The organism is Pantoea sp. CS_6 (assembly GCF_041954745.1).
Taxonomy (GTDB): Bacteria; Pseudomonadota; Gammaproteobacteria; order Enterobacterales; family Enterobacteriaceae; genus Pantoea; species Pantoea stewartii.
In genome coordinates this window covers 62,460-84,409 of record NZ_JAVAYG010000002.1, presented here as the reverse complement: position 1 = coordinate 84,409, position 21,950 = coordinate 62,460, and the positions used below count along the sequence as shown (strand labels likewise).

Genomic DNA, 21,950 nt, shown 5'->3' with positions numbered 1-21,950 from the left:
GGCTTTAAGCGTCCAGGCGGACGCCGCTTAGTGCATCAGGACGACTGATGTATCAGATGGCAGGTCAGATGTTTCGTGTGCGCTGTTTTGCTTTTTTGCCGCGCCAGTACTCTTCAAGGTAAGGCAGCAATTCAAGCACCACTATTCCTGTAAGCACAGCCACGATATAGTGGCCTGGCAACGGGTCTGTTCTGAGTTTAAGTTCAAATCGTGCAGATTCCTCACCGAAACCAAACAGCGCCAAAAACTGCGGCCAGTGACGGGAAACCACCAGCAGAAGCGCCACTAAAGGTAGCATTTCCAAAAAACTGTGCACATGCTGCTCAACCGGTGAGACCCGCCTTGCGGTCACAGCATAAGTCACATCCCACAGCGCTGTTGCCTCATGGCAGAAAAACAGCACTATCATAAACGCAATGACTAACGCGTTTACCTCTAAAAAGAGGGCCGCGAGTAAGGGCAGGCCCATCTCCAGAAACATCAGAATATGAATATAGGTTTCTTTCAGACCGGTGGTGGTTTCGATATCAGTGGCTCTGTGACAAAGCCAGTCCGCAAACCCAGCAATAAGCCAGACAGGCAAAACAAAGTAGAGCAGCAGCAACATCTGAGGATCGGAAGAAGGAAGCATTTTACTTTACCTGTAAAGCTTAAATGAAAAAGCATAGACGCAGAGCGAGGGTGAGCAAGGCAACCGGGACAGGATGAGCAGGACTGCGCGCCCCAAACAACTACATAAGCAGGTCAGAAACGTCCGCTTCTGCCACCGCACAAACATTCATGCGTCAGACAAGCGACACTATCCTCGCGAACCTTGTATTAGAAACAGTGCCAGAGCAGCAGACGTTACCCTGGCAGAGGGGAACGACCGCCTTTACAGGCAAACATGGCGGGCTTACAAACCGGTTACTGCACCGTCTTCCCTGAATTATTTACCCTCAGTTGCAACGCAGCTCCCTCGACAAACGCTCAAGATGTCACCGCGCGTTATAAAAGCGGGGGGATGAAGTGTAAGCCGTACTTCTACAGGTCCTTGCACATATACACGCTTAAAGGATCGCTGATATAGGGAGGGAAAGCCTCACAAAGTCTGTAGCCGCATCGACGATACAGCGCTATAGCGGGCTGTTGATGAATGCCGGTTTCAAGGCGTAGCTGATAACAGCTGTTCTCTGACGCGAATTTTTCAAGTGAGGCCAGAATTTGCTCGCCGAGTTGGCGCCCCCGATATTCTGGACGAATGTAAACCCGTTTAATTTCGCCTACGTTGCCGTCCTGAAGAAGTAAAGTGCCACAACCAGCGGGCAGCCCATTAGCATCACGCGCAATGACGCAGCGCAGTTTCTTATTACTGACGGTGGAAAGGTCCAGGCAATGATGACTTTCTGCAGGATAAAGCGCGCGTTGAAACGCATCAAGTTCACTTACCAGGCAGGCTAACGCAGCGTCATCTTTATTTATTTCTGACAGGTAGAACATGATAGTCCTTTTCATTTTCGTCTGATGAAATCATCACGATATTTCAGACCTGTTTATATTGTTTGTCTGACTCAGCACATGAACAGGCCTTATTTAATGACGCAGGCCATCACCTGTTGTGCTCCATGCCGGGTTCTGGCGCATTATTTCAACAATCGGTCTCACGTTTAAAAAACGCGCTTCCCCTTTACTGGCGTACAACAAGAAAGTCACCCTACCTCCCTTCAATCAACGATAAACAGCGTTGCGCCCTGCGTTGTCGTCGAGCGATGCGCTTCGGCATTGTCCGCCACCTGATAGCTCATGCCAGGCGTCAGGACAAACACTCGTCCATCGTCCAGTTCCGTGGTCATTTCGCCTTTCAGGCACAGAAGAATGTGACCTTTTAAACACCAGTGATCGGCGACATAACCCGGAGAGTACTCAACCATTCTCACCCGGATAGCGCCAAACTTTGCCACACGCCAGAGCGCGAAGCCGCATTCACCTTCATGGCGTTCTTCCTCGATCTGTGACCAGTCGGTTGTGCCAAAAGGGATATTTTCCATCTTCATTTTTTATGCCTTATTCGCGAGGGTGAGTGACGTCACCTGGGGTATTTAAAGCGGAGCAGGCAGATAACGGCTGGCTCAGTAAACGCGACGCTTCTGCTTCAGGCCATTAAAACATTTCCTACCCTCTGCGCTCGGGTATGTGAGCCGTGAATACGAGTGGAATCGATGACAAACCTGGCGATAGTTAAACGGATCAGCGGATGGCTTTATCACTTTCCGGCTTTCTGTTTAGCTTTCTTAAACGTGTTATCTTTTCCCTGAACACCCGTACGTATTGACACTGCGTCCACGTAACGGTTTAGCGCAGCAAATTGCGTTTAATCCAGCGCCTCAGGGTTGATCACGTGGCTTGTGTCACCCTGGAAAAAACGCACCACATTGTCAAACGCGGTGCGGAAATAAAGCGTGTAACTGTCCTTTTCAACATAGCCGATGTGGGGCGTGCAAAGTACGTTGGGCATCGATAACACTGGATGCGCCGGATCGTAAAGGGGCTCTGCCTCAAAGACATCCAGCGCGGCAAATCCCGGACGGCCCTGCCGGAGCGCGCTCAGCAGGGCGCCCTCTGCCACCAGCTCTGCCCGGCTGGTGTTCACAAACAACGCATCGGGCTTCATCTGCACCAGATCGCTCAGCGTGATGTTGCCCTCGGTGGCGGCCACCAGGCGCTGATGAACAGTTATCACATCGCTGGTCGCAAAAAACGCCTCACGGCTGGCTGGCACGATTAAGCCTTCTTGCTGCGCTTCCTGTCGGGCGCGATCGCTGCCCCAAATCTGCACTTGCATGCCAAACGCGCGGGCGTAAGCCGCAATGCGCTTGCCGATTTTGCCGTAGCCCAGAATCCCTAACGTCTGTTTGTGTACACCCTGCCCCAGTTCTGCCTGCCAGTGTCCGGCACGCATGGCGTTAACGGCCTGTACGAACTTCCTGCGGGCCGCCATGATTAACAGCCATGTCAGCTCTGCCGGCGCAACGGGCGAACCCACGCCTTCCACCACCGCCACGCCAGCCCGGGAACAGGCTGCAAGATCGATATTGCGGGCGATCTTGCCGGTCTGGCTGATCAGCTTCAGTTGGGGCGTACGCTGTAAAAACGCCTCGTCAATGGTGGTGCGCTCGCGAATCAGGATCAGGGCCTGAGCACTTGCCAGCGCTTCAGCGGCGGCGGGATCGCAATGGATATCCCCAACAGCGGTACAGTGAAAGGCCGGATGGCGTTTCAGGCAGTCCAGTCCTGCCGTAGCCAGTTGATAATCGTCGGGAATACATACCGGTATCGTCATCGTTACGCGCGCCTCAAGAGTCGGATTCGCTTTTCACTGCCGCCTGTAAACAGTCTTACATCATTAAAACACCAACAGGGTTTCGTCAATCGACTTCGCCGCATTCTGTCCACGCTTTTGAGCAAGGCAGGCCCTGCCAATGGGTTGCAAAAAAAAGAGTGAATAGAAATCGCAGGACGCACGTTTACTCAGCAGAAATCTGAACGAGAGAACCCACGTCATGATTCATGCTCAACCCGTAAAACCCCGACAGCACGATGACCGGCTGACTCTGGCGCTGCACTGGATCACCGCCGCCAGCCTCCTCTTTTTATTCGCCAGCGCCCACATCTGGCAATGGCTGGAGCGCGGCACGCCGCTCAGGAAAGGCTTACAGTCAGTGCACATTTCCTGGGGTATTTTGCTGGCGCTGGTGATGGTGGTTCGTCCGGTCTGGCGGGTGATGAGTCAATGCTCGCCGCGTTATGCCCTGCCTGCGGCGTCGATATCCCGTCCGGCATCCATTCTGTCTCACTGCGTGCACGGCGCGCGCTGTCTGTTGCTGTTCACACAGGTTGTATTGGGCTTTCTGTTCCGCTGGGCACAGCAGGAGCCGTTTCACTTTTTCGGCCTCTTCGAGCTGAGCGGGCGGGTCCATGTCGATCCCCTGTTTAAACATTCATTGAGGGAATGGCATAACACCATCGCCTGGACGCTGATCGTTCTGGCCGCGTTTCATGCCCTGGCCGCCCTGCTTCATCACTTTGTTTTCCGCGATAACGTGCTGCGTCGCATGCTGCCCGTTCGCCCCTTCCGTTAACTGGAGCTCTGCCATGAAAAACATTGCATCGATACTGCATAATACAGGCCGTAAACTATGGGTTCCGGCGCTGCTGCTGGTTATCCACACCGCACCCGCGCTGGCCGCAGGGGATGACAGCACCAACAGTACGATCCCGGACTGTCCGCATGGGCAGGTTTATGACAGCAAGCGTAAACAGTGCGTCCCCGATAAATCGGCGCGTCTGACTGACGAAGACAAAACCCGTTATGCCTATCATCTGGCGAAAAAAGGCGAGTACCAGGCCGCGCTGACGCTGCTGGACAAGCTGAAACAGCCTGACACCGCCGAGGCCTGGAATTACCGCGGCTATGCCACCCGAAAACTCGGGCGAACCGATGAAGGTATCGGGTATTATCAGCGTTCGCTGGCGCTCAATCCACGCTATGCCAAAGTACGTGAATATCTCGGCGAAGCGTGGCTTATTAAAGGTCGTCCCGACCTGGCGAAAGCGCAGTTAAATACTCTCGCCCGCCTGTGCGGAACGGGCTGCGAGGAGTATCGTGATTTGCAGGCCGCCATTGCTGGCCATCCGGAATCCTGATACGCAATGCGAGGACAGTGATATTACGACCAGCGAAGTTCGTCAGCAGCTTGCTGCCCATCTGACGCGCCTGTGGCGCTACGGCCTGGTGCTGTCCCGAAACCACGACGTTGCCGAAGAGCTGGTACAGTCGACCTGCGTTCGCGCGCTCGAAAAGAGCGCGCAGTATACGCCCGGCACGCGCATCGATCGCTGGCTGTTCACGATCCTTCACTCCATCTGGATTTCTGATCTGCGCGCCCGCCGCGTGCGGCTGGGACAGGGCTTTGTTGACAGTGACGAACTGCTGGCCCCGGACGCGCAGGAACGTGATGAAAAACGCCTGCATTTTCAGAAAATCATGCAGCGCGTCAGTGCGCTACCGGAAGCCCAGCGTAATACCGTGTTTCTGGTCTATGTAGAAGGCTTTACCTACCAGGAAGCCGCAGAGACGCTGGCCGTGCCTGTCGGCACCATCATGAGCAGGCTGGCCACCGCGCGTTCGGCGCTGGCCAGGTCGTTTGATGATAGGGATGCCGCAAAGGAGAAACGCTCATGAACACGTCGCAATTTACGCCTCCGTACAGCGACGAAGCCCTGGTCGCCTGGCTGGATGGCGAGATGGATCCGGCTGACGCGCGCAGGCTCGAAGCGCTGCTGGAGACGGATTCTGATCTGGCTGAGCGCATTGATGAACTGATGAAAAGCCAGCTCGACTTTGAGGCGGCCTTTGCGCCGTTACTGGACAAAGCCCCGGAAGCCAACATGCGGCGCCAGTTGGATGCGCTCTCAGCTCCCCCCACGCCTGAACCCAAAATGACGTCCACTACGGGCGTCAGTCGTCGTTCACTGATCGCCGCCTCGCTGAGTTTTCTGCTGATCGGCTCGGGACTGGGTTATCTGGCGCGCCCCGGCAAAACCGCGCTGAGTGAGAGTGAGAAGATTCGCGATCTTGAAGCGCAGTACATGTCGCTCTACAGCGCAGAAACCCTGCTGGATGCCGATAACTCCCCTGCCGCCTTGCAGCATGGCCTGGCCCGCACGGCACAGGATATCGGTCTGCATCTGAATACGCAGCAGCTCACGCTGCCCGACGCAGAGTTAAAAATGGTGCGCATGCTACGCTATGACAGTACGTCAATTGCGCAGATTGCCTGGATCCATGCGGAATATGGCCCGATGGCGCTGTGCATTTCCCCCGATGCGCATCCGACCTCAACCGGGCTTGAGCGCGAACAGCGCCATGATATGCGCCTGGTGTGGTGGCATCACCGCGGCTACCAGTTTGTTCTGATTGGCCGCAATCCGGCCGGGGAGTTATCCGCCAGCGCCAGTGCCCTGAAAACCGCGCTTAACGCCTGACCACCACGCGGCAGTTAGCCAGGCGCGTTCAGGGGACATGGCTGGCCTCTGCCTGAATATCGATAGTAATGGTTACCCTGTCATCCACCAGCGAGGTAAAGCGATCCATATGGTAGGCCGAGCGCGAGATCGTGGTCATCGCATGCAGCGAGATCCTGTCGCCAGTCTCTGCGGTGCGATCATGCTCTTCCATCGTCGCGTCAAGGATCACTGGTCGCTGGACGTCCTTCACCGCTAACGCACCAAAAAGCCGGTATTTACCGTTGCCGCGCGCCACGATGCGGGTGCTGGTAAAGACGATGTTGGGATAGCGCGGCGCATCAAAAAACATGCTGCTTTTCAGCTGATAGGTCAGCAGATTGTTTGAGGCGATTAGCGTGGAAACCGGAATGGTGACCCGGACATGATTATCCAGCTCATTCGCCGGGTTCAGCGTCACCTCGCCGGTCACGCCCGTCAGTTTCGCATGCGACATCCCGCCAAAGGCACGCCATGACAGCCCTATTGCCGTGTCAGGCGTGGAAATCGTGTAGTAAAGCGGGGCCGCATGGGCGAACGGACTCAGCAGCACTCCAGCAACCAAAAAAGAAACAGCGCGCGTCATAGCAGGTTTCTCCAGTAAACAGACAACGCGTTAACGCGCCAGGTGACAACGTTATTCGATTAATACTTACAGTTATATAACATTCGTGAGGCCGGAGATCGCATTTGGATGGGGAAGCGGCACGGTTATGTGAGGTAGATGCAGGATAGTGCGGCGGTTTTTGGCGATGCGCGAGCGTCTTTCCGCTGTGAGCGGGTTGTTGGCGCGGTGTCCGGCGTGGAGGTTGCCCAACCTGTTATCTGAAGCGGATGCAGATCTTCATCGCTTGTGATAAGAAAGAAAATTAATCTGAGTTCAGGAGATGAGTTATGTACCTGGATGATATTCCCCTTAATTTTCGGCAGCATGAAACCTTTTATCTGATCGCCCCGGACATGAGTCGTACGGAAGAAATGCAGCAAAAACTGAATGCATTTAGTTCCCTTCATCATGAATTCCTGCTCTGGTCTCCCGGTTTTCACTCTCTGAATGCTGTTGAGAAAAGTATGGCGGAGGCGGCCGGGAATTTCCTGAATGACAACGTTGAATATAAGTTTTTAATCATTGATCGTCAGTCAGATGACCTCTCAGGCTGTATTAGCTTATTTATCAGGAATCGCGCGATTCCTTATTATGAAATCGGCTACTGGCTCGCCACTGATATGTGGGGTAAAGGCATTATGTCTGAAGCTTGTAAGCTGGTCACAAACATGGCCGCCGATTTTTTTCAGGCAAAGCGAATCGAAATTCGTACGGCAGGGCGTAACGTACGCAGTCAGTCTGTTGCGTTAAAGTGCGGTTTCAAACCCGAAGCCAGACTGGTTAACGAACGCCTCGATAGTCTGGGGCGGATTGATGATACGGTTATCTACCGGTATTAGCACGGCTTAAATATGAGTGATAAATCAGAAAAAGAGCGGTTTTCTACCTGCTCATTTTGCATCTCGTCAGCGATGCCATCACAGCTTCAGTGCGATGACACAAATGCAGAGTTTTGCTGCAAAGGCGGAAAGGCGAAATTACGTTGCATACGCTTTATCTCTTCTGCCGGTGGCAGGCCAAACAGCCGTTTGAACTCGCGATTAAACTGGGACGGGCTCTCGTAGCCAACGGCGTAGCTCGCGGCGGCGGCAGTGAGCTGCTGACGGACCATCAGCATTCGCGCCTGATGCAGGCGAACTGATTTTACATACTGCATCGGCGGCAGCTGGGTTATGGCTTTAAAGTGGTGATGAAAGGTCGGCACGCTCATACCGCTTTCCGCCGCCAGTTGCGTGAGCGTTAAAGGATCAGCATAAGTGGCATGGATACGTCGTAAGGCTTTGCCGATTTTGCCGAACTGACCTTGTAAAGCCAGCGCCGCCCGCATTGCGTTGCCCTGCGCGCCGGTTAATACACGAAAATAAAGTTCGCGCATCCTCCCGTGCCCCAGAATGGCGGCTTCTGCGGGATTCTCCAGCACGTCAAGCACACGTAACACAGCCGTTTTTATCGTGTCATCCATCGGGCTCGATATCATGCTCTCAGGCGCGGCGGAAAGTTGCGGTGCACCATGCTGCTCAATCTGCAGCATCAGTTCCGCAGCAAGCTGAAAATCCAGATGAATATATATAGCCAGTAGCGAATGGTCTGCCGATGCGTCAGTTTCCATGGTAAAGGGCACGGGGACTGAGACGGCAAGATAGTGCTGTTCATCGTACAGATAGGTCTTTTGACCGAAATAACCGCGTTTACGGCCCTGGCAGACAATGACAAGGCCGGGATCATAGAGCACAGGGGTTCTGGCAAGCGGGCGGTTGGCGCGCAAAATTCTCACATCGGGCAGCGCAGTAAGGTTGTACCCTTCCTGAACGGCCAGTGTTTTTACCCGTGTAATCATGTCGGACATTATCGCACCCTCATAAAATCAGGCAATAAAACCAGAAGATATGGCCTGAAAATCCATCGGTGCAGAGAATATCATGCAGCTTTTACTGCATGGGAATAAATTATGACATCTGCAAAAACGATTTTTATCACCGGTGTGAGTAGTGGCTTTGGTCTTGCCCTGGCGAAGGAAGCCCTGCTTGCGGGCCATCGGGTTATCGGAACCGTGCGCAACCCTGACGCATTACAGGCATTTGAAGCGCTTGATGCGCAGCGGACATTTGGTCGCCTGCTTGACGTGACAGACGTTGAGCGAATTGCTGAGACCGTTAAGGAGATAGTCGCTACCGTTGGTCCTGTTGATGTTCTGGTTAACAATGCTGGTTATGGTCATGAAGGCATTCTGGAAGAATCCTCGCTGGAAGAAATGCGCCGCCAGTTTGACGTAAATGTGTTTGGCGCAGTGGCGATGATAAAAGCCGTCCTGCCAGAGATGCGTCAGCGACGCTGCGGTCACATCATCAATATCACGTCAATGGGTGGTTTTATCACCCTGCCCGGTATCAGCTATTACTGCGGCAGCAAATTTGCGCTGGAAGGCATATCAGAAACCTTAGGTAAGGAACTGGCCCCGTTTAATGTAAAAGTCACCGCGGTCGCACCCGGCTCGTTTCGCACCGACTGGGCCGGTCGCTCAATGTCACGCAGTGCCCGCACCCTCCCGGACTATGACGCGTTATTTGACCCCATTCGTCAGGCGCGTCAGGAAAAAAGCGGAAACCAGCCCGGTGATCCCGTAAAAGCAGCGCAGGCCATCCTGACGTTGATTGAAAGCCCGAGCCCACCCGCGCACTTGTTGTTAGGCAGTGATGCATTAACGTTGGTGCGGCAAAAGCTCGCCGCTTTGCATCATGAAATCGAACAGTGGGAATCCCTGACACTTTCAACAGATGGCTAATTCGTTGCTGAAATACATCCCTGTGGTGGCTGTTGAAACGGTCAGTCATCACAGGTGGATGGTGCGTATGATAAAGGGGTTACCCGGGAGTGAAGGTAATTTCCATTATTCCCGGGCGTTGAAATTGTTCTGTAGCTTTGTGCCAGAATCAGACCTGGAATCCAAAATGAGGCGCTGTTAAATACGAAAACGATTAGTTTTTCGAAGCTGCTCTTGTCTTCAGGTAATACTCACCTGCAAGGTAACCCGTTACCGCAATGAAGGTTATTGCCCCGCCCAGTAATGTATTGCTGGGCGGTAATTCACTGAAAAAGATCCAGACCCATAAAGGCCCCAGCACAATATCAGTTTGCGCAATAAGGCTGGCTTCAGCGGGGTTAATATACCGACTACCTGCCATGAAAAGGAGATAACTCAGACTCTGCGTGGCCAGCGCAAAAGCACACAACCATACCATGTCATGTAAACCGGGAAGTGGAAGGCCCTGCGGCATCATTGTAAAACAGAATGCACCGCAGAGTGCGCACGCCAGTGCCGTAACTGCTGGCAGATTCATATCCGGCCATGTCCCGGACATCACGATGCTGGCGGCAAAACCGGCCGTCATCATGAGTGCCAGTGCGTTACCCGCCATATCGCCCGTACCTGAGGCAGAGGTCGCCATAACAATGACCCCCACGAGACTCAGTGCCGCAGAAATAAGCGCGCGCTTTGTTATTTTTTTCTTCTGTATCAGCCAGCCCAGCCCCATGGCAAAAAAGGGAATGGTGGCATAAACCGTCATCACACCAGCAACACTGGTGAGTTTCAATGCCGCTACGTAACAAAACATAGAAACCGCCATGACGGCAGCAGTGATCAGACCTTTTATACCCACATCATGACGGAATGCAAAACGGCGCAAATACCCACCCAGCGCCAGCAGAAGAACCAGTGACAGAAAAGCAAACAGTGACCGCCATGCGACCATTGCCCACGTGTTCATATCGAGCATTCTCACGAAGAAACCTGCTGAACTCCACATGACGGCGGAAAGGCACACCATGCTTATCCCCAGACTGTGCCTGCTGGCGGTTTTAAACAGTGGCATCTCTTATCCTTGTTCGCTATAGTTTAAAAAAAAAGTAGAACGGTCTAATTATTATGGCAAAGAGTGATACGCGCAAACGTCTTTTAAATGCCGGTGTAAGGGTTTTCATGAGGGAAGGATATGAAGGTAGTGGTATTACCACTATTCTTGGTGAAGCAGGAATGCCTAAAGGATCATTTTATAATCTCTTCTCCAGCAAAGAAGAATTTGCCTGTGCCGCCCTTGACGTCTATATCAAGACGTTTGACGCACTCCGGGAAAATACACTGCTGAATACAGCGCTTGCTCCCCGCCAGCGTCTGATAAACTGGCTGACCGGACACAGGGAATATATTGAGCGTGAACCCGAAGCAGGCGGCTGTCTGGCAGGAATTATAGGTCAGACGGGCGCTGTACACAGTGAAAAAATGCGTGAGAAGCTGCTGGCAATTTTTAGCGCCTGGGAGCGCGATCTGATTAACATCTTTACTGACGCTCAGCAGTCTCAGACATTATCGCCACGCATGTCTCCGGAAAGCGCGGCAATGCTGGTTATTCACAGTTATGAAGGCGTGATGATCCGTATTCGCATAGAGCGTCGCCTTTCTCCTTATGATTTTTTGATGCAAACGCTACCAGACCTTCTTTTTGCTGAACCTGACGCTGTTTAAAGCGTTACAGTCCGTCAAAACGGCTGACGGGACAGTATGGCTAACCGCATCGCCGGGCCTGATACAGGGCGGACTCTCACAAAAGGCACCTTGCGGTAAAAGTCGGTTTACGCCGCCAGGCACTTTGTACGGCATTGCAGAAATATTCCCGTTATGAGGTCTGCCTCTTTCTGCCCGAAAACGCCACCATCCAGACCGCAATGCCGATGAGGCAGGCGCCTGCAATAAATTTCTCTCCAATTTTCTCGTCAAGCGCAAGATAGCCCCACAAGCAGGCAAAGGGAGGGATAATAAATGTGACCGTAAGAGATTTCAGAGGCCCCGTATCTGCAATAAGCCTGAAATACAAAATGTACACCAGCGCAGTACAGATTAAGCCCAGCGCGACTACGCTGCTCCATACCCAGGGCTGAAACCAGTTAACGGTACCTGCTGAAAACAGGTTCCAGCCAAAAAAGGGGAACAGAAAAACGGATGCCCCAGCCTGACTTCCAGGTGCGACCAGAAGCGGATCGAGCCCTCCCCGCTCGGTAATCCATCGTCTGGTAAGATAACCCGCAAGTCCGTAACAGGTTGTCGCCACCAGACAGGCCAGCGCGCCTGCTATAAACATTCCGCCTAAACCAGAGAAAGCAGGACTGCTTATAAGCATTATTCCCGCCAGACCCGTTAATATTCCGATCAATTTTCTTACGGTGATGACTTCCCCAAAAAAGCAGTAGCCGATAAGTGCTCCCATCATCGGCGCTGTCGCGTTAAACAGTGCGGAGTAGCCCGTCGGGAGCCATCTCGCCGCAATACAGTACATCAGAAAAGGAAGGCCGGAATTGATGATGCCGAGCATCAGCGTTGCCCTCAGTTTCCCATTGAATGTCTGTAATTGCCTGTTGAACAGGACGACGGCGGCAAGACCCGTAAATCCTAATAGTACGCGTAAAAAAGCCACGTTAATGGATCCAAAGGCGGGCACGGCTATTCTCATAAACAGAAAACTTGAACCCCACACCGCGGCCAGTAAAATAAGCCTGACAACATCAGAAATCTTCATCTGGTTTTTCCTGACCGATCCCAAACGGCATGCTCATTTACAGAACACGTTCGGCAAGACAGGCGAAACATCCCCGTTTTGCGTAGTGGAAATGAATATAACTTACGGCAGGATCGTCGAAAAAATGATTCAGCCATTGTTCCGCTGCATTGCCCTGACAGATTTCAGCTTTTACCATAAGATGGTTTTCACTATAGGCTCTGAGGGAAAGAAGTCTGTGGATCATCACTTCCGGTATGTTATTGAGATATATGCCCTGCTCCGTACATCCCTCCCACAGATAGATGGCATGAGAGCCATGGTAAGGTGTATTTGCGGGCTGATAGGTATGGTTGATCAGAATCGCTGTTTCACCGGCAGGAATATCGCGCAGCGAGATTCTGTCGGGATACCCCGGGCAACTCTCGACCTTGACTCTTACAGCACCGTGGAAAGTTAAATAGTGTTCGTCCTGGCCAAAAAGATGGACGAACTGTCCCGCATCAAGCCCCGAAATTTTGTAGTTCATTTTCGCCTCCCGTGTTGGTCAGAATGACAGTACCTTTTTATTGACGGGAACTGCTCGCTGTTTTCGGACAGGGAAATACTGCATACAGGATTGAGAAAGGGTTACGTTAAAGCCGTGGTAAAAGGCGAAGGAATCAGAGGGAATGCTGGCATTCAAACGCATGTGTCTGCTACAAGCCACTCACAGGTCGGCCCGGTCAGCCGGTAGGTAACCTGACGCATCACAAACGACATCATCAAGTGCAGGCAGCCGCCTGGCAGGCTCACAGTGATTGCTACTGTCCGCCAGGTCGAAAGCGTGGTAATGCCTCCCGGAGTATGAAAACGCATTGTCGGTACGGTCAGTTGACATCCTGAATTTGTTTGAACACGCAAAAATTTTTTAGGAACTGACAAAGGCGCAGTTGATGCGATGAGGCTTTGTGCTTTCGATAAGGTGAGTTCTTCTCTGTAAGGTGACTCACTATCCCCTTTGAACCGGGTTAAATTCAGATAAGTTCTGCCCTTTGTGCATTCACCTGTGTGGTCCGCACGGCGTCAGAAGCGAACGTTTAAAATGTATTTTGCTTCGCCGGGCAACAACCCCGAATCAGATCTGAAGCCTGTTCCCCCAGTTACTCCTTAAAAAAGGAAAGGATTATGTCTCTATTGCAGAATCACCGTGACCTGCTTCCTGTAAATGAATACGCGGCTTCATTCACAAATTCTTCAGCTACTCTCGGCTAACTGCGCGCGTCCGCTATTCGCTCAAAGCGGACCTTCATCTTAGTCAGCTCGTTCGCTCTGCGCCAAAAGCTGACGGACTTAAATCAGTCTGGTATTTTTATCGTTGCTACCGTTCATCCTGTACAGGAGTAAACGAATGAAAACAGACTGGCACGGTTCTTCATTGACTCGTAACACTGTCGTGGATAACAACTACAAAAACACACAAAACGTTCGTCGTTTCATGACTGATGAATGTGGGCCAGATTTTAGATTTGATCGTGCTTTTATGGCCTGGATTCGAAACGATATCCCTAAAAATTTAGGTGATGTGGTGGATGAGTGGAAACGCAGACATTGCCTTTAAAAGTTACCCAACTGGTTACTCTCAGCTTAAATTGTACCGTGATACTGCCCGTTACGTGCAAAGAGCGAACCTTGCTAATGTTCTGCCATATCGATCAAATACGAGTCGGTCACCTCAGGCGTACAGGTACCTGTTTACGTACCGCATTCGACAGAACTAAGGATGTCGTCACTGAACCATGAACTGCAAGGGCATCGACAATGGCCTCCAGATCAGTCGGTTGAGAAAAAACGCAACGTACGATGAAGCAGTCCTCTCCTGTGATTCTGTCAGCTTCTATCACTTCAGGAATAGCGTTAAATAACGCCAGATATTGTTTGATGTATTGGTGGGTGGTGCGCACTCGCAGGATCGCCTGTAATCCCAGTCCAATCTCTCGCAAACTGACGCGGGCACCGTAACCTTCAATGACGCCTGCACTTTCGAGTTTTTTGACCCGTTCGCTCATCGCTGGCTGCGAAAGTCCAATGCATTTGCCCAGAGACGCCAGACTCTGACGTGCGTTCGTTTGGAGTGCTTCCAGAATTTGCCGATCTTTACTGTCAAGCTCCATGCTGATCCTTTGCCCAAAACAGAGATGAATCATCGGCTAATCGGGCTGTATTTCGATGATTTGCCATTCAGGAACGATGTGGCATTTGACTACATTATGTGAACACCTCTTTGGGAATCAAGACATGACATCTCCAATATTGCTTCTTCCGGGAATTGACAACTCGGGCTCCGGACACTGGCAAACGCTGTGGGCAAAAACTGACGCGTCAATGACCCTCATTTCGGGACAAGACTGGGATCACCCGATTTGCGAAGAGTGGGTCGAAAATTTAGAAACTGCCGTCAGAAAGATCGGGCCAGACGTCATTTTGGTCGCCCATAGCCTTGGCTGCCTGCAGGTTGCGAACTGGGCACAACATAGCCGCACGATTGTGAGAGGCGCTTTGCTGGTCGCAGTGCCAGATCCCACACGCGATGCGTTTCCAGAAGAGGCTCAGGGGTTTAGTGTTTCCCGAAGTGAAAAGCATTTCGCATTTCCGAGCATAATGATTGTCAGTTCCAATGACCCTTATGCCGATATCCATTACAGCCAGTGCCGTGCCGATGCCTGGGGCAGTCGTCTGGTCAATATCGGTGAGCGAGGGCATATCAACGCAGCCAGCGGACTCGGTGACTGGCCTCAGGGGAGAGCATGGTTAAAAGCGCTTATTGCCATGTCCACAATGCCGAACTGATCGTGAGTATGCCGCCCAAAAGAGATATCGCTGCTGGCGTTCACCGCCTCGATACCCGCTACAGTAAAAGCCAGAAGCTGAATGGCATGTTGGCGCACGATGTCAGGATTTTTACTGCCGCAGTTGGTCGTGTTGCTCGAGTTCATAATCAATAAACGCACCGATCATCGCCCGGTAGACCTTTTCGATAATCACTTCGGGAAGTCCTGCTTCAGTTGCCTGTTTACTGACTTTGTCGATTACCTGCTGGACGCGGTCTGGAGCACGCACAGCTGAGTGGTCACTTTTAAAAGCTGCTGCAGCTTTAACACATCGGCCACGTTGCGCGATCATTTTAACCAGTTCACTGTCAATTTGATCGATACGATTTCTGACATCATCAATTGATGAAAAATCCATTTCAACCCCATTTAGCTAGTACATGAGTACGTCAGGTTACACAAATTTTCGATTAAAAACAGTCTTCAATTTTGACCTGTTCCCTGAAAATGAATATACGGCCTCATTCGCAAATTCCTCCTCCACGATCTTATAACCGCGAACGTCCGCTTTTCGCTCATAGCGGACGTTCATCATCTGCAAACACTACACCTCGTTGAAACACCCTCTTTGGTTGACATCAAACACAACTGCTCTTCCGTGCGGTTGCCTGCGGCGTCCCAGAAGAAGCGCTCTTCCTTCTGCGGTTCGACGGCCTTTGTGACCTGACCGGCGGCGTCGTAGTCCCACAGATACTGGCTGTATTTTTCACCGGGAGTTGTCGGTGTCGCGTCGGTGTGTATCTGCTGGACTATCTGGTCGGTACGGTCCCAGCGGTAGCGGCGTTCGAACACCAGCTCCCGGCGCGCATCCAGCACCGTACGCTGGGTGATGCGTCCCACGGTATCGTAGTGAGTCTCCTGCGAGAGCACCCCTGGCTGCGGGAGATTTCCCGGTGCAGGCGGTCGCGGCCGTATGCCGCCAGCGTGTGCGTGGCCCCGCCGTGGCGTACAGCCGGAGGCTCCGGTTGCCGTGCTCGTCGTAGCCGTATTACCAGTTGCTGCCGTCAGCAAAATATTTAAGGGTCTGGTTTACTCTTGATTTTTACCAGAATACAGCCCGAAGTATCAATGTGGGACATGGTATTATCACTGGATATTGCTTATAATAAATAATGATATCTACAATCTATAATTGAAAATCATGAATAAAATAACCACTTCTTTAACTCCAACAAATGAAATTAGAGCATATTATACTGATGATTTCATTCGAGTCTATCAGGCGTTTTCTGATGAAATAGCAGAAAGCGCTCTTGAGAACAAAACCTTCGTATCTCCACCGTTCAGTATGAGCAGAATGACATGGATTAAGCCTTCTTTTTTATGGATGATGTACCGTTCAGGATGGGCAAAAAAAGACTCAAGACAAAAAAGAATTCTGGCAATAGATATAAGCCACACAGGATTCCGTGAAATACTAAAAAACGGCGTACTTAGCAGTCATGGCGAGTCTCTTCATAATAGCTTAGACAGTTGGCGCACCGATATAAAAAAATCAGATGTAATAATACAATGGGATCCAGAAAGGGACTTATATCTAAATAAACTAAACTATCGCACCATACAAATAGGATTACGTAATCAAGCCGTTGAAAATTATTGCAAAAAATGGATTGTCAATATTTCAGATGTAACCAGCCTTGTCGAAAAAATAAAAGGGTGTATAGATGCTGGGGACATACATTTAGCAATTTCCCTTCTCCCTCTAGAACGGCCTTATAAAATTTAAGCCGGAAACCGGCTTAAATATAAATTTATTTTTTAATCTAAAATACCGTAAGATTTCCCAACCTGTACTGCTTTGTTTTTTATTTCAGGAATGGAGTTTCTTGATAATGCTTTTAATTTCTCAACAGCGTGTTTTGAACCTATTTTCGCTAAAGCGTATATACAGTTCCATGCCAACATATAATTATCATCCTCTCTTTCATCAGCCAAATAATCATATTCAGACAAAGCACAGTTATATAGGGCATTTACTGCATCGTCGCTTTTAGCCTTTATTTTAACTAAAGCCCTCACAACATCATCATGTTTATAATGAAAATCATCACCCAAAATATGTATCAAGATATCTTCATGCTTGCTTGTAAATCCAAAATGAAATCCAATATATAAAGCGTATTCAACTTCTTTCAGGTCTTTAGAAGAATGCGCATTTTTTAAAATGTCATCTATAAAATCCTCAACATTTTCCTGAGTACATGGAAAAAGTTTTAGAAATTCTTCATCTGTTATTTTTCCGGCTCGAAGTGGCTGATTATTAACCACAGAAAGCACTAAGTTCTTTTGCTCTGAATTCATTATTGCCTCAACACATTAAAAGAATCGATACCATCGTTAAAGATTTTTAAAGCAGCGCCCCCTTCCCTACCAAGACCAATATTTATCTGGTCATTTTCGCCTTTAAATCGAGCATTTATCAATCCCCAACCTTTTGATTTTACTGGGCTTGGCATATCAGGATGGGTTACAGCAGCCAGATCAGACTTATCTCTAATGCCAATACCTTCTAACTGTGCTCGTGTACCTGGTTTTAGATTGAATTGTACCAATATCCCGTCATAGTCTTCTGAAAACTCACGGGTAGGAGATATTGTTGTTTCGGTTGTACCTGGCATCCGTCCTGTTTTTTGTAAAACAGCAAAATCTTCTTTTGACATGGTCCTGTAAAAAACATTCTCATGCGGTGGCTTATAACATGCAACCAACCCCAACGGATCCACCCACACCAGTGGATCACGCACATAGCTGTAGGTATTCATACCGCCCGTTAAACCAATCGGGTCCATCTGCGTGTAACGCCCGGCGACCGGGTCGTAGTAGCGGAACAGGTTGTAGTGCAGCCCGCTTTCGCGGTCGAGATACTGCCCCTGGAAACGCAGGTTCTGCGGCACCTGCCACTGCGGTACGCTGAGTTCGCGCTCCGTTTTGCCCCAGGTGCTGAACTGTCCGCGCCAGACGGTATGGCCGTCAGCGTCCGTTACCCGCTCCGGCAGGCCGTTAAGTTCGGTGTGGTACCAGTAAATTTCGCAGTCGTCGAAGACGCTGTCGACGCGCGCCAGCGGCTCGTAGCTGCCCTCGGTATAGACGTACTGGACGTAGTGGTCCGGCTCGCGGTCGCTCTGTTCACCGGCGAGCTGTAACCCCTGCCAGTCGAAGCGGATGGTTTCCGGGTCTTTTTCACCGTAGCGCCAGAGAATCTTGTGCGTCCTGCGCCCCAGCGGGTCGTAGCGGTATTCCACCTTTATGAATTCGGCATGACCGGTGAAGGTGATTTCTTTTACACGCTGCTCATCGTCATACGCAAAATGCTGGATAACGCCAGACCTGTCCCGCCGCTTAACAAGCCGCCCGAACCCGTCATAATCGAGCTTCAGCCCGTCGAGGCGCAGCAGCAGGTTGTGCCACACCGGGTTACGGTGTTCTTCGGTGCGGTTGCCCGCCGGGTCCCAGAAGAAGCGCTCTTCCTTCTGCGGTTCGACGGCCTTTGTGACCTGGCCGGCGGCGTCGTAGCCCCACAGATACTGGCTGTATTTTTCACCGGGAGTTGTCGGTGTCGCGTCGGTGTGTATCTGCTGGACTATCTGGTCGGTACGGTCCCAGCGGTAGCGGCGTTCGAACACCAGCTCCCGGCGCGCATCCAGCACCGTACGCTGGGTGATGCGTCCCACGGTATCGTAGTGAGTCTCCTGCGAGAGCACCCCCTGGCTGCGGGAGATTTCCCGGTGCAGGCGGTCGCGGCCGTATGCCGCCAGCGTGTGCGTCGCCCCGCCATGACGCAGCTGCATCTCCAGCAGGTGCCCGGTGCCGTAGCGAAGGCTGGCCAGCTCGCGCCCGTCCGGGTATCGCGTGCTGCTGAGGTTGCCCAGCGCGTCGTACTCATACTCAAACGTCCCGCCGTGGTTTTCCTCGCTCACCAGCTCGCCCGCGGCATTGCGGGTGAAGATGAGCACCGCGTCCCACTCGGGCTCTCGCTCTTCCAGCAGCGCGCGACGCCACTCGGCGCGGGTGGCCCGGCGGATTTCCAGCGACAGCGTGTCGTGGCGGTATTCGGTGCGGTGGTCAGCGGTTTCCCGCGCCGTCAGACGCCCCAGCACGTCATACTCAAACGCGGTGACCAGCGGCGCCTCCTGGCTGCCCGGCAGCGGATGGCGAATCACCTCCGTCACCTGGCCCAGCGCGTCGTGGCGGTACTCCGTCAGACGACCCGCGTAGTCGCGCTGGCCCGTCAGCCGCCCCGTGGCGTCATACTCAAAGCGCCAGCTCTCGCGGTTCGGGTTAATCAGCGTCGTCAGGCGGCCCAGGCGGTCATAATGCAGGCGCGTCAGGTGGCCCGCCGGGTCGGCGGCGCTCACCACCTGCCCGCGCGCGTTGCGCGTGACTTTGCGCTCGCGCAGCCCGTCTTCGTCCTGCCCACACAGCAGCCCGGCGTTGTCATATTCGTAGTGCGTCTCGCGGCCATCGGCCCGTCGCCAGGTCTGCAGACGCCCCGCCGCGCTCAGCGTCCAGCGGTCGGTGTTGCCTTCGGCATCCCCGGCGCTCAGCGGCCGCCCTGCGGCATCGTACAGCCGGTGGCTCTGGTTGCCGGAGCAGTCCTCATCGCGCACCAGCTGTCCGCGCTCGTTCCACCAGAAACGGTGCGTGTTCTCCAGCGCGTCCGTCTGCTTCACCAGATCACCCTGTTCGTTCCACTCAAAGCGCGTCAAGCCGCCTTTCGGGTCAGTGAGCGAAACCACGTCGCCGCGCGCGTTATACTCATACTGCCAGGTGCCGCCGTCCGGCAGCACTTCCTTCAGCGGGAACGCGAAAACCGGGTGCCAGGTGGTGAACGTGCTGTTGCCGAGCGGGTCGCGCACTTCCGTCAGGTTGCCGTGCTCGTCGTAGCCGTATTCCCAGCGGCTGCCGTCCGGCGTGGTGGCCGCCTTCAGCAGTTCGGCGTAGTCCGCCCACTCGTAGCGCCATACGCCGCCGTTGCGGTCGGTGAATTCGGTGATGCGGTAGAGGAAATCCCAGCAGTGGCGCGTCGAGAAGCCCGCGTCGCAGCTCACCGTCGCGGAGCGTTTCGCCTCGTCAGCGTCGATGCGCCAGCGCTCCAGCACGTTATCCTGGTCATCCAGCACCTGATAACTGCACACGCGCCAGTTGGGCGCATCGGCGGCGGGCTGCCACTGATAATGCACGCTGAGGTTGGTGGAGTAGCTGTGCCAGCCCATCATGTCGCTGGCGCGGTCCCAGCCGAAACGGCGCGTGACGATGCCGTCGGCGTCGGTCACGTCGGTTAGCTGGCCGTGTTCGTTATAGCCGTAAGTCACCAGCAGGCGGCGCTCGCCTGCGTAAACCTGATGCACGCTGGCGAGACGGTCATGCTGTTTCTCATAGGTAAGCTCGACATCCAGCGATTCGTTGTCACCGGAAATCCGTACCAGTTTGCCGTGCTCGTCCCAGGCGTAGTGCTGACAGTTCTCGTGACGATCGTAGATGCGGAACAGGCGCCATTCGCCGGGGTTCGTCGGGTCCGGCTCATAGACATGGTATTCACCGTTCGCCATCTGGAGCATCAGCGTACCGGTCACGGTGTAATAGAGCGTGATACCATCTTCGAGATAATCCACCACGTCGCCGGGGTTTAGCTCCCCAAAGCCCAGATCGCGGCCTGACATATCGCGCCAGATAAACGTATTGTCCTCAAGGCGGAAGAAGCGGGTCTCGAACGGCAGCAGCCAGCCAGTGCCAAGCATACCGGTCGCCAGATTGCGGCTGTTGTAGATGCGCTGCCAGATGAGCGGAATACGATCTTCGAGCGTGAAATCGCGGTCTTCCTTGCCCGCGAGAATTTTCGCACCGCTGGCAATATCCACCGGGTGCTGCGTGTGGCGCGCTTCGCTGCCAACCTTCCCGGCCTGGATCAGCCCGAGCGTGGCTAGCCCCATTCCGAGATCGCCGGCGAGCTGACAGCAAAATGCCTTGAGTATCTGGCGGCTGAAAATCGTCTTCAGCAGGCCTTTACTGAGGTTGCGAATAATTCCCGGACCGAGGCTGCCGATGGCGTTACCAATAAGCCGCGCCCAGAAATTTTTACCGCTGCGGATATCGCGCACGACAATGCTCTCACCGCCGATGCGCACGCGCGTGTTCTCTTTAACTTTTATCTTTGCTTCGCAGGTGCTGCGATCGCCGTCACGACAAGCAGGCTGACCATTGATCAGCACCTTTTTTGAGCCTTCCGCCAGGAAGTTACCGCCAGTAACCGTATGGCCTTTGGTACACTCAACGGTATCCAGCGGCGCTTCTTTAGCAAAAGGGCTCGCCCCCGCCACGACCGGCTGGGTTAAGTTATCCCAGACGCTGCCCGCAAAATTTTTCACACCCTGCCAGCCACTGCTGGCAATCGCGTTTGCTCCCGCTGCCAGATTATCAACCGGGTGCAGCGTAAACTGCGCCACTTCGAGAATGGTAACGGCCGTGTTTATCGCGAACGCTTTCGCCTTATCGGAAAAGCTCTCTTCCGGGATAGGCGTATTGAGATAATCATGATCGACCGTGCCCGCCGCACGGGCGGCAGGGAGATCCATGATATGAACGTTGTGCGAACCGCTGGTAATAAGGGCATCCGGCGGTCCACGCCAGCCGAAGAAATCCAGCACGGCATCGGCACCCTGGCCGACCATATCGCCTGCTTCCTCCGCGATGCCGCTGGTGAAGACAACGGCAATCAATGCAACGCCCGCGACCGTGCCAAGCCCCGTCGTCATCATTGCCGTACCCGCGGTAAACGCGGCAAGACAGATGGCTCCTTCGACCACACCGCTGACAACGTCGGCGAGCAGAGAGCTATGGATGAGCGGATCCTGATAACGGGCAGCTAACGGTTCGGACACG

The 21,950-nt window shown here is 53.0% G+C and carries 23 protein-coding genes and 1 pseudogene; 10 read left to right on the top strand and 14 right to left on the bottom strand.

Features of this window, described 5'->3' with window-relative positions; genetic code table 11:
- Window positions 1-64: 64 nt before the first annotated feature.
- From RAC90_RS03410 to RAC90_RS03395, 4 genes are all read right to left on the bottom strand, one after another.
- Entirely contained in the window at window positions 65-631 is a 567-nt protein-coding gene (locus tag RAC90_RS03410; protein ID WP_058702773.1) for a hypothetical protein, read from the bottom strand.
- A 392-nt stretch (window positions 632-1,023) separates the two neighbouring features.
- Window positions 1,024-1,479, bottom strand: a complete 456-nt coding sequence (locus RAC90_RS03405) for a GNAT family N-acetyltransferase (RefSeq protein ID WP_033738395.1) — start codon at window positions 1,477-1,479, stop codon at window positions 1,024-1,026.
- 224 nt (window positions 1,480-1,703) lie between these two features.
- Window positions 1,704-2,033, bottom strand: coding sequence for a DHCW motif cupin fold protein (locus tag RAC90_RS03400; protein ID WP_039340834.1), 330 nt, complete (start codon window positions 2,031-2,033; stop codon window positions 1,704-1,706).
- A 317-nt stretch (window positions 2,034-2,350) separates the two neighbouring features.
- On the bottom strand, window positions 2,351-3,319 hold the full coding sequence (locus RAC90_RS03395; protein ID WP_054633975.1) for a D-2-hydroxyacid dehydrogenase family protein: 969 nt from the start codon (window positions 3,317-3,319) through the stop codon (window positions 2,351-2,353).
- A gap of 220 nt (window positions 3,320-3,539) precedes the next feature.
- Between RAC90_RS03395 and RAC90_RS03390 the strand changes: the two genes are divergently transcribed.
- From RAC90_RS03390 to RAC90_RS03375, 4 genes are read left to right on the top strand one after another with little or no spacing between them, the layout of a single operon-like run.
- Window positions 3,540-4,118 (top strand): cytochrome b, encoded by a 579-nt coding sequence (locus RAC90_RS03390; RefSeq protein WP_058702772.1) that lies wholly within the window; start codon window positions 3,540-3,542, stop codon window positions 4,116-4,118.
- 13 nt (window positions 4,119-4,131) lie between these two features.
- Window positions 4,132-4,683: a tetratricopeptide repeat protein gene (locus RAC90_RS03385; RefSeq protein ID WP_054633976.1), complete on the top strand. Its 552-nt coding sequence runs from the start codon at window positions 4,132-4,134 to the stop codon at window positions 4,681-4,683.
- Window positions 4,664-5,221, top strand: a complete 558-nt coding sequence (locus RAC90_RS03380; protein WP_033738459.1) for a sigma-70 family RNA polymerase sigma factor — start codon at window positions 4,664-4,666, stop codon at window positions 5,219-5,221. Before RAC90_RS03385 ends, RAC90_RS03380 begins: the two co-directional genes overlap by 20 nt.
- On the top strand, window positions 5,218-6,024 hold the full coding sequence (locus tag RAC90_RS03375) for an anti-sigma factor (protein WP_058702771.1): 807 nt from the start codon (window positions 5,218-5,220) through the stop codon (window positions 6,022-6,024). Before RAC90_RS03380 ends, RAC90_RS03375 begins: the two co-directional genes overlap by 4 nt.
- 28 nt (window positions 6,025-6,052) lie before the next feature.
- Here RAC90_RS03375 and RAC90_RS03370 read toward each other — a convergent pair whose 3' ends face one another.
- The gene (locus RAC90_RS03370; protein WP_054633978.1) at window positions 6,053-6,628 is read right to left on the bottom strand and encodes a YceI family protein; all 576 of its coding nucleotides are present in this window, start codon (window positions 6,626-6,628) and stop codon (window positions 6,053-6,055) included.
- A 308-nt stretch (window positions 6,629-6,936) separates the two neighbouring features.
- On the opposite strand from RAC90_RS03370, the gene RAC90_RS03365 reads away from it, so the two are divergent.
- A complete protein-coding gene (locus RAC90_RS03365; protein ID WP_164481819.1) occupies window positions 6,937-7,488 on the top strand; it encodes a GNAT family N-acetyltransferase in 552 nt (183 codons plus the stop codon).
- An 86-nt stretch (window positions 7,489-7,574) separates the two neighbouring features.
- On the opposite strand, the gene RAC90_RS03360 is transcribed toward RAC90_RS03365, so the two are convergent.
- Window positions 7,575-8,495 carry an AraC family transcriptional regulator N-terminal domain-containing protein gene (locus RAC90_RS03360; protein WP_375123962.1) on the bottom strand — a complete coding sequence of 307 codons (921 nt, stop codon included), beginning with the start codon at window positions 8,493-8,495 and terminating at the stop codon, window positions 7,575-7,577.
- 102 nt (window positions 8,496-8,597) lie between these two features.
- On the opposite strand from RAC90_RS03360, the gene RAC90_RS03355 reads away from it, so the two are divergent.
- A complete protein-coding gene (locus tag RAC90_RS03355; protein WP_375123961.1) occupies window positions 8,598-9,431 on the top strand; it encodes an oxidoreductase in 834 nt (277 codons plus the stop codon).
- Between the two features lie 193 nt (window positions 9,432-9,624).
- On the opposite strand, the gene RAC90_RS03350 is transcribed toward RAC90_RS03355, so the two are convergent.
- On the bottom strand, window positions 9,625-10,521 hold the full coding sequence (locus RAC90_RS03350; RefSeq protein WP_289366714.1) for a DMT family transporter: 897 nt from the start codon (window positions 10,519-10,521) through the stop codon (window positions 9,625-9,627).
- A gap of 53 nt (window positions 10,522-10,574) precedes the next feature.
- Here RAC90_RS03350 and RAC90_RS03345 point away from each other — a divergent pair, with 53 nt between their 5' ends.
- Window positions 10,575-11,171 carry a TetR/AcrR family transcriptional regulator gene (locus RAC90_RS03345; protein WP_205958258.1) on the top strand — a complete coding sequence of 199 codons (597 nt, stop codon included), beginning with the start codon at window positions 10,575-10,577 and terminating at the stop codon, window positions 11,169-11,171.
- A 151-nt stretch (window positions 11,172-11,322) separates the two neighbouring features.
- Here the strand turns inward: RAC90_RS03345 and RAC90_RS03340 are convergent, their stop codons facing one another.
- Both RAC90_RS03340 and RAC90_RS03335 read right to left on the bottom strand, forming a co-directional pair.
- A complete protein-coding gene (locus RAC90_RS03340) occupies window positions 11,323-12,219 on the bottom strand; it encodes a DMT family transporter (protein WP_375123960.1) in 897 nt (298 codons plus the stop codon).
- Between the two features lie 37 nt (window positions 12,220-12,256).
- A complete protein-coding gene (locus RAC90_RS03335; RefSeq protein ID WP_110267633.1) occupies window positions 12,257-12,727 on the bottom strand; it encodes a DUF1203 domain-containing protein in 471 nt (156 codons plus the stop codon).
- A gap of 861 nt (window positions 12,728-13,588) precedes the next feature.
- On the opposite strand from RAC90_RS03335, the gene RAC90_RS03330 reads away from it, so the two are divergent.
- Window positions 13,589-13,798, top strand: coding sequence for a DUF6434 domain-containing protein (locus RAC90_RS03330; RefSeq protein WP_205950035.1), 210 nt, complete (start codon window positions 13,589-13,591; stop codon window positions 13,796-13,798).
- Between the two features lie 109 nt (window positions 13,799-13,907).
- On the opposite strand, the gene RAC90_RS03325 is transcribed toward RAC90_RS03330, so the two are convergent.
- Window positions 13,908-14,351: an Lrp/AsnC family transcriptional regulator gene (locus RAC90_RS03325; protein ID WP_033737491.1), complete on the bottom strand. Its 444-nt coding sequence runs from the start codon at window positions 14,349-14,351 to the stop codon at window positions 13,908-13,910.
- A gap of 124 nt (window positions 14,352-14,475) precedes the next feature.
- Here RAC90_RS03325 and RAC90_RS03320 point away from each other — a divergent pair, with 124 nt between their 5' ends.
- A complete protein-coding gene (locus tag RAC90_RS03320) occupies window positions 14,476-15,027 on the top strand; it encodes an RBBP9/YdeN family alpha/beta hydrolase (RefSeq protein ID WP_375123959.1) in 552 nt (183 codons plus the stop codon).
- Between the two features lie 111 nt (window positions 15,028-15,138).
- On the opposite strand, the gene RAC90_RS03315 is transcribed toward RAC90_RS03320, so the two are convergent.
- Together RAC90_RS03315 and RAC90_RS03310 are read right to left on the bottom strand one after the other, a co-directional pair.
- Window positions 15,139-15,426: a chorismate mutase gene (locus RAC90_RS03315; RefSeq protein WP_033737493.1), complete on the bottom strand. Its 288-nt coding sequence runs from the start codon at window positions 15,424-15,426 to the stop codon at window positions 15,139-15,141.
- Window positions 15,427-15,659: 233 nt separating this feature from the next.
- Window positions 15,660-16,018: pseudogene (locus tag RAC90_RS03310) on the bottom strand (Rhs-family protein); the annotation flags it as partial.
- 191 nt (window positions 16,019-16,209) lie between these two features.
- Between RAC90_RS03310 and RAC90_RS03305 the strand changes: the two are divergent.
- Complete coding sequence (locus tag RAC90_RS03305) at window positions 16,210-16,797, top strand: DUF4291 domain-containing protein (protein WP_325991004.1); 588 nt, start codon at window positions 16,210-16,212, stop codon at window positions 16,795-16,797.
- Window positions 16,798-16,829: 32 nt separating this feature from the next.
- Here RAC90_RS03305 and RAC90_RS03300 read toward each other — a convergent pair whose 3' ends face one another.
- Window positions 16,830-17,372, bottom strand: a complete 543-nt coding sequence (locus tag RAC90_RS03300; protein WP_164481812.1) for a HEAT repeat domain-containing protein — start codon at window positions 17,370-17,372, stop codon at window positions 16,830-16,832.
- A complete protein-coding gene (locus tag RAC90_RS03295) occupies window positions 17,372-21,949 on the bottom strand; it encodes an RHS repeat-associated core domain-containing protein (RefSeq protein WP_367143129.1) in 4,578 nt (1,525 codons plus the stop codon). The genes RAC90_RS03300 and RAC90_RS03295 overlap by 1 nt, the downstream gene beginning before the upstream one ends.
- Window position 21,950 lies beyond the last annotated feature (1 nt).